General features: G+C 33.1%; 12 protein-coding genes and 1 tRNA gene. 9 read left to right on the top strand and 4 right to left on the bottom strand.

Features of this window, described 5'->3' with window-relative positions:
* The first annotated feature begins 36 nt into the window (after nt 1-36).
* The 4 genes from AC6CHH_RS08695 to AC6CHH_RS08710 all read left to right on the top strand — a co-directional run bounded on the left by AC6CHH_RS08695 (nt 37) and on the right by AC6CHH_RS08710 (nt 5,897).
* Nucleotides 37-1,809, top strand: a complete 1,773-nt coding sequence (locus AC6CHH_RS08695) for an ABC transporter ATP-binding protein (protein WP_498281854.1) — start codon at nt 37-39, stop codon at nt 1,807-1,809.
* Between the two features lie 108 nt (nt 1,810-1,917).
* Entirely contained in the window at nt 1,918-3,888 is a 1,971-nt protein-coding gene (locus tag AC6CHH_RS08700; RefSeq protein ID WP_498281856.1) for a DUF3858 domain-containing protein, read from the top strand.
* A complete protein-coding gene (locus AC6CHH_RS08705; RefSeq protein WP_498281858.1) occupies nt 3,885-5,792 on the top strand; it encodes a DUF3857 domain-containing protein in 1,908 nt (635 codons plus the stop codon). Before AC6CHH_RS08700 ends, AC6CHH_RS08705 begins: the two co-directional genes overlap by 4 nt.
* A gap of 31 nt (nt 5,793-5,823) precedes the next feature.
* Nucleotides 5,824-5,897 (top strand) — tRNA-Ala (locus AC6CHH_RS08710).
* Between the two features lie 432 nt (nt 5,898-6,329).
* Here AC6CHH_RS08710 and rpmA read toward each other — a convergent pair.
* From rpmA to glmM, 3 genes are all read right to left on the bottom strand, one after another.
* Complete coding sequence (gene rpmA / locus AC6CHH_RS08715) at nt 6,330-6,596, bottom strand: 50S ribosomal protein L27 (protein ID WP_498281860.1); 267 nt, start codon at nt 6,594-6,596, stop codon at nt 6,330-6,332.
* 43 nt (nt 6,597-6,639) lie between these two features.
* Nucleotides 6,640-6,951 carry a 50S ribosomal protein L21 gene (gene rplU, locus AC6CHH_RS08720; RefSeq protein ID WP_498281862.1) on the bottom strand — a complete coding sequence of 104 codons (312 nt, stop codon included), beginning with the start codon at nt 6,949-6,951 and terminating at the stop codon, nt 6,640-6,642.
* Between the two features lie 346 nt (nt 6,952-7,297).
* Complete coding sequence (gene glmM / locus AC6CHH_RS08725) at nt 7,298-8,680, bottom strand: phosphoglucosamine mutase (protein WP_498281864.1); 1,383 nt, start codon at nt 8,678-8,680, stop codon at nt 7,298-7,300.
* 185 nt (nt 8,681-8,865) lie between these two features.
* Here glmM and AC6CHH_RS08730 point away from each other — a divergent pair, with 185 nt between their 5' ends.
* Both AC6CHH_RS08730 and AC6CHH_RS08735 read left to right on the top strand, forming a co-directional pair.
* Nucleotides 8,866-9,465, top strand: coding sequence for a phosphatase PAP2 family protein (locus AC6CHH_RS08730; RefSeq protein WP_498281866.1), 600 nt, complete (start codon nt 8,866-8,868; stop codon nt 9,463-9,465).
* Complete coding sequence (locus AC6CHH_RS08735) at nt 9,462-10,283, top strand: ZIP family metal transporter (RefSeq protein WP_498281868.1); 822 nt, start codon at nt 9,462-9,464, stop codon at nt 10,281-10,283. The genes AC6CHH_RS08730 and AC6CHH_RS08735 overlap by 4 nt, the downstream gene beginning before the upstream one ends.
* Before the next feature lie 6 nt (nt 10,284-10,289).
* Here the strand turns inward: AC6CHH_RS08735 and AC6CHH_RS08740 are convergent, their stop codons facing one another.
* Entirely contained in the window at nt 10,290-10,760 is a 471-nt protein-coding gene (locus tag AC6CHH_RS08740) for a MarR family winged helix-turn-helix transcriptional regulator (RefSeq protein WP_498281870.1), read from the bottom strand.
* A 107-nt stretch (nt 10,761-10,867) separates the two neighbouring features.
* On the opposite strand from AC6CHH_RS08740, the gene AC6CHH_RS08745 reads away from it, so the two are divergent.
* From AC6CHH_RS08745 to AC6CHH_RS08755, 3 genes are read left to right on the top strand one after another with little or no spacing between them, the layout of a single operon-like run.
* Nucleotides 10,868-11,107, top strand: a complete 240-nt coding sequence (locus AC6CHH_RS08745) for a FeoA family protein (RefSeq protein WP_498281872.1) — start codon at nt 10,868-10,870, stop codon at nt 11,105-11,107.
* Complete coding sequence (gene feoB / locus AC6CHH_RS08750; RefSeq protein WP_498281874.1) at nt 11,107-13,209, top strand: ferrous iron transport protein B; 2,103 nt, start codon at nt 11,107-11,109, stop codon at nt 13,207-13,209. The genes AC6CHH_RS08745 and feoB overlap by 1 nt, the downstream gene beginning before the upstream one ends.
* Nucleotides 13,209-13,355: a FeoB-associated Cys-rich membrane protein gene (locus AC6CHH_RS08755; protein WP_498281876.1), complete on the top strand. Its 147-nt coding sequence runs from the start codon at nt 13,209-13,211 to the stop codon at nt 13,353-13,355. The genes feoB and AC6CHH_RS08755 overlap by 1 nt, the downstream gene beginning before the upstream one ends.
* The last annotated feature ends 27 nt before the right edge of the window (nt 13,356-13,382 follow it).

Here is a 13,382-nt window from a genome sequence, read left to right on the forward strand (position 1 = left end):
GCTATATATTTAAAATTATAACTTACTTTTGTTTAGATGAAAGAACTGTCTTATCTCAATAAATTTTTCTATAAATATCGTTGGCGGTTAATACCAGGGGTAATATTTGTGATTATTTCAAATTACTTTGGAATTTTACCTGCACAAGTTATACGTGAGGCTTTCAACTTAGTGAAGGAAAACATAGATTTATTTAGATTGTACGACGGGTTTGACAGGCAATCAATTATTTATGATCTTTTCAGCAGTAGCCTTTTGTTTTTTGGGGTAGTTGTTTTAATCTTAGCTTTACTTCGGGGAATATTTTTGTTCATGATGCGACAAACTTTAATTCTTACCTCAAGACATATTGAATACGATATTAAAAACGAAATTTATCAACATTATCAGGAATTAGATTTCGCTTTTTATCGTAAAAATAATACTGGGGATCTAATGAATCGTGCTACTGAGGATGTAAATCAAGTAAGAAACTATCTCGGCCCTGCAATTATGTATGCTATTAACACCATTGTGTTATCTGTCATGATAATTTATGCCATGTATAGTGTTAATGCAACATTGGCGACCTATTCACTACTACCAATTCCAATCATATCAATTCTTATATTATTTGTCAATAAAATAATTAACCGCAGAAGTGAGCGCATTCAGCGCCAACTGTCTCATTTATCATCATTTGTTCAGGAAACGTTCTCAGGTATCAGAGTGATTAAAACCTATAATCGAGAACAGAATAAAATGGATCTCTTTAAAATTGAAAGTGATCGATACCGAAATATTAACTTAAATTTGGTAAAAGTTCAGGCAGTTTTCTTTCCTTTAATTATTTTTTTAGTTGGTTTTAGTACAATAATCACTGTATACGTTGGTGGATTAGAAGTAAATGACGGAAATCTGACGGCAGGAAATATTGCAGAATTTATCATATATGTTAATCAACTAACCTTCCCTGCAATGTCATTAGCCTGGGTAACCTCTTTAATCCAACGCGCTTCGGCATCACAGAAGCGAATCAATGAATTCTTGAATACTAAATCGGAAATTAAAGATGGGCTTGTGAAACAAACTATGAGAGGAAATATTAAAGTAAATAACCTTTCATTTACTTATCCCGAAACTGGAATTACAGCAATTGACAATATTAGTTTTCACATTCCAGCAGGAAATACGCTAGCTATAATTGGGAAAACAGGCTCCGGAAAATCAACTCTTGCCAACCTATTACTACGAATGTACGATGCAGACCACGGATCCATACAGTATGACCAACATAACATCCAAGAACTAGATACACAATCCTTAAGGAATCAAATTGGTTTTGTACCCCAACAGGTATTTTTGTTCTCAGATACTTTAGCACGTAATATCGCATTTGGTTTGGATCAAGTAGATACACAAAAAGTTGAAAAGGCAGCCAAAGACGCGGCTGTTTACGATAATATCATGCATTTTGATGAAGGATTCGAGACACACATCGGGGAAAGAGGAATTACATTATCAGGAGGACAAAAACAAAGAGTCTCGATTGCTCGGGCACTAATTAAAGACCCAAAAATCCTAATATTCGATGACTGTTTATCCGCTGTCGATACAAAAACTGAAGAAGAAATCTTACATAATTTAGGTAAAATAATGAAAGGCAAAACCTCAATTATAATTTCGCATCGAATTTCAACAATAAAAAATGCAAATCACATTATTGTGCTGGATGAGGGTAGAATTGTGGAGGAAGGAACACATCATGTTTTAATGCAATTGAACGGGGAATATGCTTCATTATATGAAAAACAATTATTAGAAGCTTAAATTAATTATTTTTAAGAATTTTTAATAACAAACCAATTACAAGATCAAAACTTTACATTTAATCAAATGTAAATTTCTTATCTTTGATGAAATTATTAACTGAAATTAATGAAACCTATAATTATTGGGCTCTGCATGCTTTTTGCAGGCCAAATTGGATTTTCCCAAGAAAACCCATTACCAGAATTAGATTTGGCCTTATTTGCTGCAGATCATAAAAAACTTGATTCCTCTGCCCATGCAATAGTCCTTTATGAACATGGCCGAACTGAATTAGAACATTCGGAAAATGACCGAAACTTGAAAGTCGTTCATAGGATGCATGTAAGGATAAAGATTCTCGATAAAGAAGGTAGTGATGAGGCTAATATATCTATACCTTTATTTAAAAGAGGTGCAGATTTTGACAATATTAGAGATCTTAAGGGGCGAACCTACAACTATGAAAACGGTAAATTAGTAGTTGATGAGTTAGATAGGTCTGCCATATTTAATGAAAAAGTTTCAGAATATCGAAATCTTACCAAATTTACATTACCCAATATCAAGGACAACTCCATTATAGAATATAGTTATACTTTATTTACGACAAATGTATTTAATTATCATACCTGGTATTTTCAATCTAACATCCCTAAAATTTACAGCGAATATGTAGCGATAATTCCTGCAATATTTGATTATAATGTTAATTTAAAGGGCTTTTATCGTTTAAGTGATCAAAAATCATCCGTATTACATCAACATTTTTTATTCAATGGAGTTAGAAACGATTGCTCGAAACTTTCTTACATCATGCGAAATGTTCCAGCCTTCAAAGAGGAAGCATACATGCTTGCTCCAATAAATTACATCTCTTCTATAAACTTTGAATTAAAAACATTTTTCGATCCTACAGGAGTTCGAAAAAATTACACAAAAAGTTGGAAAGACATTGATACTGAGCTCTACCACGATAAATCCTTCGGAGGGCAATATAGAAATAAAGGAATCTTTAAAGATCTTTTGCCAGCAATGATTGGTAAATCCGAATCTAAGCTCGATCAAGCCAAAGCAATTTATGAATATGTGCAAAATAATATTAAATGGAATAATTATTTAGGCAAATATTCTCAGAATGGGATCAAAAAAGCACTAGAATCAAAAAAAGGAAATGTGGCTGATATAAATCTTGGATTGATAGCAGCCTTGTCGGCTGCAGATATTGAAGCCTATCCGGTTATTATTTCAACTCGAGAAAATGGTATCCCAAGTTTCTTATACCCAGTAATTTCTGAATTTAATTCTGTTATTTGCTTGGCAAAAATTGACAGCCAGGAGTTTTTATTAGATGCATCACATAAATTACTGCCTTTTGGTGAATTATCGATTCAATCAATAAATGACAGAGGCAGGGTAATTTATTCCAAGGAAAAATCAGATTGGATTAAGCTTTTAAATAAAAATCATGCTAATAACACCTATCACATATTCGCCCAATTAGATTCCTCTGGAATCCTTAAAGGCACGATAAAAATTGAATATAGTGGATTGAAAGCCCTTTCAAAAAGAACAGAAATTGAGGAATACCCTTCCTTTGAAGAATATGAGGAAAACAGAATCGAAAAAGTAACGTCATTAAAACTATTAAAAAGTGAGGCAGAGAACCTGAACAACCTAGGGTTTGATTTAATTGAAAAATTAGAATTTGAAATGGATTTGAGAGATAATTTTAATAAAAGCAGAATTTTATTAAACCCGATATTATTTGAAAGAACAACTAAAAATCCTTTTTCATTGCAAGAACGTAACTATCATGTTGATTTAGGTTCTCCACAAACTGAAATTTATAATATCAACATCAAATTACCAGAAGGATTTAAAATATCAGATTCACCTAAAAACATCGCATTAACTTTACCAGAGGGATCTGCAAAATTTAGTTATAGATCCTTATTTGAAAACAATATCCTTATGCTAAAAGTGGAGACTTATTTAAATAAGGCATTGTATTCTCCAGAGGAGTATTTTCATTTAAAGGAATTCTTCTCAATGATTATCCAACAACAAAAAACCGACTTTCAATTTAAACAGATATGATTAAACAGATTATCTTTTTCTGCATTTCATTACTTTCATTTTGTCCAAATGCTTTGGCCCAGTTCCAGGTTTCAGAGATTCCGAAAGAACTTCTTAGTCGTGCGGTAGCAACCATACGGCAACAGGACATTCAACTTGAATTGAAATCTGCTAACCAATTAATCGAAACAGGGAAAAAAGTTATTACGATACACAATAAATCAGGATCCGATTATGCTGACTTATTGTTCTACTATAACAAATCAAATCAAATCAAAGAGATTAAAGGAGAAATTCTCGATGAAGAAGGAACAGTAATCAAAAAATTTAATTTAAAAAATTTTAAAGACTATAGTGCAAATAGTGAAACGAATTTATTTGATGACTATAGAATTAAAAATTTTGACGCTAGCATACAAAGTTATCCGTATACTATTTCTTTTTCTTATGAAATTCGACACACTCAAAGTCTCGTTCTTCCAATTTGGAGGCCAAATTTAAGACGGGATATTTCTGTTGAAAAGAGCACATATCGGGTTATAACCTCACCAGAAGTTCAGCTAAGAATTAATAGCAAAAATTTCAAAGGGAAGCCGGAAATTCAAGCCGACGAAAAAAACAAGACTTATTCATGGTCAATAGAAAATTTAATGGCTAGCCGTATTGAGCCATACAGTCCAAGTTTATTGACTACTGGAATTTCCATCGAAGTTGTTCCTGAAGAATTTGAATACTTTAAACACAAAGGCAAAATAACTGATTGGAATTCATTTGGTCTATGGATGAATAATAATCTCTTAATGAATAAGAGAGAGCTTCCAGAAGAGACTGTGGCAAAAATCATTTCCTTGACCAAGGATTTATCTTCTAAAAAAGAAAAAGCAAAGGTACTTTATGAATACCTTCAACAAAAAACTCGATACATCAGCGTACAAATTGGAATCGGTGGTTTTGAACCATTTTCTGCCTCAGAGGTGGATCGTTTAGGATACGGGGATTGTAAGGCATTGGTGAATTATATGAAAGCCATGTTAGATGTAATAGATATTCCATCATACTATTGCCATGTTGAGGCTGGAAACTATAAAACAGATATTGATCCAGATTTCGCAAATCTAATCGATGGCAATCACGTTATATTGTGTCTGCCCTTTGAAAATGATACTACCTGGTTAGAGTGTACAAACCAAAATATTCCATTTGGTTATATTGGGGATTTCACAGACGATAGGTTGGTTTTAGCTTGCACAGAGGAAGGTGGGAAGATTATGCGGACCACAGCCTACAAGTATACAGACAACCTTCAGTTACGTCATTCCAATCTTAAAATGGATGAAAATGGAAATATAAGCGGAGATATAGTCACCGAATTTAAAGGAACTCAGTTTGAGTCTCATTTTGGCAATGTAAAACGAAATATCGATGAACAAAAGAAAGCTCTAAGAAAATTATATGATATAAATAGAATTTCTTTTAATACCATCAGTTATAAAATCAAGGATACAGATACTCTTTCATTAGTAGAAAAATTGTCATTAAACATTGAGAATTATGGGATCAAAAACAACGATAATATCACTGTTTTCCCAAACACGTTCAATCAATCCTCTACTATTCCCGATATTCGAAACCGAGTAAATAAGGTTAAAATTAATCGAGGATTCACTGATGTAGATATTACAGAAATTGAACTTCCAAACAATGTTTCTCCTTTAATTATCCCGATAAATAAAAAATTAGATGTGCCAATGGGAAGTTATGAGTTTACTGTAAAAATTCAAGACGGAAAAATGCTTTGTTTTAGAAAACTCCAAATCCGTGAAGGAGAATTTCCAGCTGAAAGTTATGAAGATTTTAGTAAATTTATGTTAGATGTTTCTCTAATCGATGGAACAAAATATAATTTAGCTCTGAAGAAAAAATGAGAAAACAATTCCCTATATTTGCCTGCGATAAGGGGGATTAGCTCAGTTGGCTAGAGCGCTTGCCTGGCAGGCAAGAGGTCACCGGTTCGAATCCGGTATTCTCCACTATAATGACTTCTAAAAAGGGTAACTATTTCATAATTACCCTTTTTATCTCCCTTCAATATTTTTTTGGAATCGATTATTTGGCTACAACTCAAGCATGCTTAGCATAAGAACTACTATTCCATTTTTCAATTAACTATTTCTAAACGTTTATACCCTATCAAGATCGTTCGTTTTATACTCTCTATTTTATATAGAACATAATAAGAAAAAACGAATTAAAATAAGCCTTCCTTCCTTTACATTGAGAAGATCCAATTAAACCATTGTAACCCAACTAATGGGTTCATTATCTTCCCCTCGCTAATTCGAAACAATCTGTTAGAATAAACCATTTATCAAAATAATTATCGAATAAAGTTTGTGTATTTACACAGAAAAGCCTGCTTGATATATCAAGCAGGCTTTTCTGTGTAAAATATATTTTAAACCTTAGTTATTTTCTTCTGCAGGAACTACAGAAACATAAGATTTATTGTTTGCTTTTTTACGAAAAACTACTGTTCCAGCAACTAAAGCATATAAAGTATGATCTTTGCCTATTCCAACATTAGTTTCTGGATTATGAAGAGTACCACGTTGACGAACGATTATATTTCCAGGGATAGCTTTTTGACCACCAAAAATCTTGATACCTAACCTCTTGCTGTGTGACTCACGGCCGTTCTTGGAACTACCCGCACCTTTTTTGTGTGCCATTTCTTTATCTTAATTTATGACTTGCGTCAGATTAAAAATTCAATTATAAACTGATACCAGTAATCTGGATTTTTGTGAAGTGTTGACGGTGACCGTTTTTCTTCTTGTAACCTTTACGACGTTTCTTCTTGAAAACGATAATTTTTTCACCTTTCAAATGTGACAAAATAGTAGCTGAAACTTTAGCACCTGCGATACTTGGAGTACCTACAGTAAACTTACCACTGTCTTCTGCTAACAATACATTGTCAAATTCAATACTAGCGCCCTCATCTCCTTGTAAACGGTGTACATAAAGAAATTGGTCTTTTGCAACCTTAAATTGCTGTCCTGCTATATTTACTATTGCGTACATTGTTATTTAATATATGTTAATATTTAATGAATTGCAAAGATAAGATATATTTTTTATTCGGCAAAACAAATTTCAAATATCTTAGCAAGCACAAGTTTCGACTCCAGTACATGATGAAATACTGTTAAAAAACACACTACAAAATAAGATTAATATACTTGTGAACTAAAGTAGTTGTGCTGATCTTCAAATTATTAATCTATACATGAGGATAATAGTTTATTAAAATCGTTTTCCTTAATTAAGTTCGAAGAATTAAATGATCATTTCAGACAAATGGAAAATCCTCCAGCCAATTAAAGTTTAAATTGTTTGAAGGATTTAAATATTGATCGTTAGCTGTTAATTAACCCACAATTTCGTTAATTTCATTCATAATTTTACTGGCAATTGCTTCTGCAGCTTCAGGACTTGGTCCTTCAGAATATATACGGATAATGGGTTCAGTATTAGATTTTCTTAAATGTACCCATTCATTTGGGAAATCAATTTTTAACCCATCTATAGTAGAATGATTCTCCGAGGCATACTTCTCCTGCATTTTTGCTAATAAATTATCTATATCTAATTCTGGAGTTAGGGTAATTTTATTTTTAGACATATAATATTGCGGTAATTCGGCTCGATATTCTGAACATTTCTTACCAAGGTTGGCTAAATGGGTTAAAAACAAAGCCACTCCTACCAATGCATCACGACCATAATGAGAATCTGGATAAATAACACCCCCATTTCCTTCTCCTCCAATTACTGCGTTCACTTCTTTCATTTTACTGACAACGTTTACTTCACCAACTGCGGCAGCAAAATATTTACCTCCATGTTTTTCGGTGACATCACGGAGGGCACGAGTGGAAGAAAGGTTTGATACGGTATTACCTTTTTTATGGGATAGTAAAAAATCAGAAACGGCAACTAATGTATATTCTTCACCAAAAAGTTCACCATTTTCCATCATAAAAACCAATCTATCTACATCGGGGTCGACGGCAATACCCAAATCGGCATTATTATCTTTTACGGCTTTAGATAAATCGATAAGATGCTCTTTTAATGGTTCAGGGTTATGAGGGAACAGTCCATTTGGTTCACAGTGAATTTTAAAAATAGTTTCCACTCCTAAAGCTTTTAATAACTCTGGAATAAAGAAACCACCAGTGCTGTTCACTGCGTCTACTGCTATTTTAAAATTAGCCTTCTTTATAGCTTCAACATCCACATATTCCAAAGCTAATACAGCATCAATGTGTTTTTTCAGATACGAATCGTCCTTGGTAACTTTGCCTAAATTTTCAACTTGAGCAAAATCAAAATTTAAACTTTCTCCAAGGATTAGAACTTCTTTCCCTTTTTCATCATCGATGAATTCTCCTTCTGCGTTTAGTAACTTTAGAGCATTCCATTGTCCTGGATTGTGTGAAGCGGTAAGAATTATTCCGCCAGCAGCCTGTTCCAAAGGAACAGCTATTTCTACTGTGGGAGTAGTTGATAGTCCCAAATCGATCACATCAACTCCTATGCTTTGTAGAGTCCCAATTACTAAATTCGCAACCATTTCACCAGATACTCTTGCATCGCGACCTACGACTATTTTCTTGTTTTTTGAATTTTCTGTAATAATTTTACCATATGCAGCAGTAAACTTCACGATATCAACAGGTGTTAAATTATCACCTGGCCTACCTCCAATGGTACCTCTAATTCCTGAAATTGATTTTATTAATGCCATAAATTATTTGTTTAATGGTTGTAAATTTAACGGAATTATATAATTATTATGGATTTTAATTCTTTTTTTCAAACTAATCACTATATTTGTTGCAACAATGTTTCGTTTGCAATTAACGAATGGATATTGCTTTTTTTTTATAGATTTGATTAAGGAAAAATTCCTATCCTTCTATTTAATTAACTATGTTAGAAAAAATAATTCAATTAGATCAAGACTTCTTTCTATTAATCAATCAAGGATTAAGCAATCTAGTTTTTGACTGGCTATTGCCAATATTAAGAAATCCATATACTTGGTCTCCTCTATATTTATTTCTGATCATTTTTTTCATAAAGCATTACGGTAAAACAGGAATTCTGATTGTAGCATGTACACTAGTAACATTTGGAATTTCAGATTTTACTTCCTCGCAATTGATAAAAAAATCTGTCAAACGAGTTAGACCGTGTAATGATGTCGTTTTCAAAAGCGAAGTTAACTTAAGAGCTCGATGTGGCTCTGGATTTAGTTTTACTTCATCCCATGCAACAAACCATTTTGCTATGGCGTTTTTCTGGATAGTTTTATTTCGTCGCAAATGGAAACATGCAATGTGGTTATCTATCCTTTGGGCAGCATCGATATCATTCTCTCAAATTTACGTAGGAGTCCATTATCCCTTAGATATTCTCTCGGGCGCAATAATAGGAATTCTCATTGGCTTGGGAACCGGATATTTATTTAAACGTTTTTATCCAAAATTTTTTGAATTGCCTATTTCTTCAACAACCAAACCTGCATGAGTAGCTTCTTAATTATTTCAATTTTATTTATATCTGCTTTATGTAGTGGTATTGGTGTATTTTTTATTAAAAGAGATAATACACAACTACTCAAACTAATCTTATCCTTTAGCGGAGCCTATTTATTTGCTATTACAGTACTGCACCTTATACCCGAGGTATATTCAAGTCATCAGACATCCGGAGAAGTTATTGGTCTTTATATTCTGGGAGGTTTTCTATTCCAATTGGTGTTAGAACACTTCTCTCAAGGGATAGAGCATGGTCATATTCATCACGGACAACAGGGACATAAGCACCAAGCATTTCCTATCGCCATATTGATTAGCCTATGTCTCCATGCATTCTTAGAGGGATTCCCATTAGCCTCAGGACATCGGAATGAACTAGTTTTTGGAATTGCAATTCACCATATTCCCGCTGCTTTTGCATTAGGAAGTTTATTAATCAACACGAACATTAAAAAACAGAGTATAATATTATTTATTGCCATCTTTGCAGCTATGACACCACTTGGTTTTTTGACAAGTAAAGGGATTAGCTTAGGTGAAATAGGAAATGTAGCGAAATATTTTGATAAGATTATGGCTGTAGTAATCGGTATCTTTTTACACATTTCAACAACCATATTATTTGAATCAGGGTCAGCGGATCATCACACTTTTAACAAAAAGAAAATGTTGGCTGTGGTATTAGGGGTTTTGGTCTCTTTAGCCAACTTTTTATTTCACGACCATGAGCACAGCCATCATGGCCATACGACCGATCAAACTCAAGAACATAAACATCAAGAACATCATGAGAATCATAAACACTAATTTGATTCAATCTAACCGGTCCATTGGACCTCTTAATTTATCTAATAATTCACTGAGTTGAATACATTCCTCTGAAGAGAGATTATTCGGAAGTATATCATCCAGCATCATATCGTTTTCAATTTCTTCTAATAATTTCAGTCCACTTTCGGTAATCAATAAATCAACAGCGCGTTTATCGTCTTTGTTCTTTTCTCTTGAAACCAGCCCTTTATTCACAATTCTGTCAACAAGTCTGCTAATATCAGGGGTCCTAGTTAATAATCGCTCTTTTAGCAAGTTGTTCGTAACTGCTTTTGGAAATTGGCCTCGTAGCACTCGCAAAACATTAAATTGTTGCAGTGTAATTTGCTTTGAACCAGCCCTTTTTTCCAACATCACATTCAACCAGTTACTCGTATAAATAACATTTATTGTAGCGCGATGCCATGGACTTGCAAATTGTCTAACTTTAATTAGTTCTTCAATTTTTGGCATATTTTAATAATACATTAGTGTGACTCAATGTGCAATTTAAAAGATTTTAATTATATATATTTGTCATTATTGATTTTTTTTAAAAAACTGCTAAACTACTTATTCAAATGCAGCAAAATATTAGCCTAGACAAATTAAAAATTGGCGACGTTGTAAAAATCCATTCATTTAAATCCCTTGATATCCCGGCTAAATTTTTCGAATTAGGATTTTATCCGGGCTCCCTAATAGAAATCAAACATAAAGCTCCCGTGAATGGGCCTATTTGTGTTAACATTCTAGAAAACAACGCCCTAGTAGCCATTCGAAAATCAGAAGCCAAGTTGATAATCACAGAATCATTATAATGAAAAAAGCCAATATTGTACTTTTAGGAAACCCTAATGTAGGTAAAACCTCATTATTTAATAGACTCACAAAATTAAACCAGAAAGTAGGTAATTATCCTGGAATTACAGTTGAAAAAAGAGAAGGAACTTTAAAAGCAAACAACAAATCATATCATATTATTGATTTACCGGGAACATACACCCTTTTCCCAAACTCTTTGGATGAGGAAATAGTATTTAAAGTAATCACAGAAAAAAACGGCGACTTATATCCAGATTTAGTTATAGTTGTTGCTGAACCGGCAAACATTAAAAGATCTGTCATACTTTATCAACAGGCAAGAGAGTTAGGAGTTCCTGCAATTTTTGTGATCAATATGATGGATGAAATTCAAAGTAAAGGAATTCATATCGACTTCAACAAACTTGAATCATACCTTAAAACGAAAATATACCAAACGAATGCAAGAACAGGAAAGGGTATAGATAAGCTAATAGCTGATCTTGATTTACAACCGCCGCCCTACTTTGGTTCTCTGGAAATCAGTAAAGATTATCAGCCTGCTATGCAGGAAGCAAAAAAACTTTTCCCATTAGAAACTGAATATTTAACCTGGCAATATCTTGCACAAGAAAAAATAAATTATCTCTCAAATGATCTGAATCATAGCTTAGAGCAAATTAGACAGAAATACGATCTTCGTGTTAACGAGATGCAAAAATATGAATCAGTAAATAGACATAATGAAACGACTAAAATATTAGAAAAGATAATCAGTAAGTCTCAAAATGATATTTTAAATGCGACCTCAAAAATTGATAAAATTTTACTTCATCCAATTTTAGGATATATAATATTCTTTGGTTTATTATTTTTAATTTTCCAAGCTATTTTCAGTTGGTCTGGACCTCTAATGGATTGGATCGATGGAACTTTTGGAACCTTAACTGATTATCTCAGTAGGGTCATCCCTGAAGGTCCTTTAGCGTCTTTATTTATAAATGGGATTATTGCTGGGATTGGAGGAATTGTCATTTTCGTTCCACAAATTGTAATACTTTTCTTATTCCTATCTTTAATGGAGGAATCGGGATACATGAGCCGTGTTGTGTTTCTAATGGACAGGTGGTTAAGACCATTTGGATTAAATGGTAAATCTGTTATCCCATTAATGTCTGGAGCTGCTTGTGCTATTCCAGCAGTTATGGCTGCTCGAAATATTGAAAATCCGAAGGAACGGCTATTAACTATGCTGGTAACACCCTTTATGACCTGTTCAGCAAGATTACCTATCTATATCGTTATAATTGGTCTTATAATTCCCGAGCAAAATTTTCTTGGATTTAATCTTCAAGGTATCACTTTATTCATTATGTATCTTTTAGGAATTTTCGGAGCTTTAGGTTCTGCCCTATTGTTAAATAAAATAATAAAAAGTGTAAGATCATCTTTTTTAATTTTTGAATTACCCACTTATAAGTCTCCAGATTGGAAGAATGTAGTCACTAATGTTTGGGATAAAGCTTCTGGATTTTTGTTTGATGCAGGTAAAATTATATTAATGATTTCAGTTGTTTTATGGGTTTTAGGTAATTTTGGTCCCAATAGTAAATTTTACAACGCCCAAGAAATTGTGGAAAGGAACAACAGTGACTTAAAAAATGAAGATTTAAGCCGAGAGGTTGCCTCCTATCAACTTGAACATTCGTTTTTGGGTTATATTGGTATGGGAATAGAACCTATTGTACGTCCTTTAGGCTACGACTGGAAAATGGGAATAGGGTTAATATCATCTTTTGCAGCTCGCGAAGTATTTGTTGGCACCATGGCCGTTGTATATAGTTTAGGAGAGGATGTTGATTTAGAAGATCAAAGTCAGAAAAACGGTCTATTGACACGTATGCATGGCGAAATTAATGCGAATACTGGAAAACCTGCCTATAATTTTGCATCGGGTATATCATTATTACTCTTCTACGCCTTTGCAATGCAATGTATGGCGACTATTGCCGTTGTACGAAAAGAGACTGGATCTTGGAAATGGACATTAGCACAAACAGTTTTTATGACAGGTTTAGCTTATATTGCCTCATTCATAGCATATCAAATTTTAAAATAATGGAATTAATCATTCAATACATTATCATTTTTGGTTTATTTTTATTTGCACTCTACAATATTTTTAAACCCTTTTTTAAAAAGAAAAATTCAGGGGGCTGTTCAAAGTGTAGCAGTTGTGACACACCCACTACCCAGAAAAATTAAAATATTATTATACACTATTCAAAAGCT

It is taken from the genome of Sphingobacterium sp. GQ94 (genome assembly GCF_059758715.1).

Bases quoted from the DNA above. Each gene is read 5' to 3' on its own strand.
- AC6CHH_RS08695 (WP_498281854.1), top strand. From the start codon at position 37: ATGAAAGAACTGTCTTATCTCAATAAATTTTTCTATAAATATCGTTGG.
- AC6CHH_RS08700 (WP_498281856.1), top strand. From the start codon at position 1,918: ATGAAACCTATAATTATTGGGCTCTGCATGCTTTTTGCAGGCCAAATT.
- AC6CHH_RS08705 (WP_498281858.1), top strand. From the start codon at position 3,885: ATGATTAAACAGATTATCTTTTTCTGCATTTCATTACTTTCATTTTGT.
- rpmA (WP_498281860.1), bottom strand. From the start codon at position 6,596: ATGGCACACAAAAAAGGTGCGGGTAGTTCCAAGAACGGCCGTGAGTCA.
- rplU (WP_498281862.1), bottom strand. From the start codon at position 6,951: ATGTACGCAATAGTAAATATAGCAGGACAGCAATTTAAGGTTGCAAAA.
- glmM (WP_498281864.1), bottom strand. From the start codon at position 8,680: ATGGCATTAATAAAATCAATTTCAGGAATTAGAGGTACCATTGGAGGT.
- AC6CHH_RS08730 (WP_498281866.1), top strand. From the start codon at position 8,866: ATGTTAGAAAAAATAATTCAATTAGATCAAGACTTCTTTCTATTAATC.
- AC6CHH_RS08735 (WP_498281868.1), top strand. From the start codon at position 9,462: ATGAGTAGCTTCTTAATTATTTCAATTTTATTTATATCTGCTTTATGT.
- AC6CHH_RS08740 (WP_498281870.1), bottom strand. From the start codon at position 10,760: ATGCCAAAAATTGAAGAACTAATTAAAGTTAGACAATTTGCAAGTCCA.
- AC6CHH_RS08745 (WP_498281872.1), top strand. From the start codon at position 10,868: ATGCAGCAAAATATTAGCCTAGACAAATTAAAAATTGGCGACGTTGTA.
- feoB (WP_498281874.1), top strand. From the start codon at position 11,107: ATGAAAAAAGCCAATATTGTACTTTTAGGAAACCCTAATGTAGGTAAA.
- AC6CHH_RS08755 (WP_498281876.1), top strand. From the start codon at position 13,209: ATGGAATTAATCATTCAATACATTATCATTTTTGGTTTATTTTTATTT.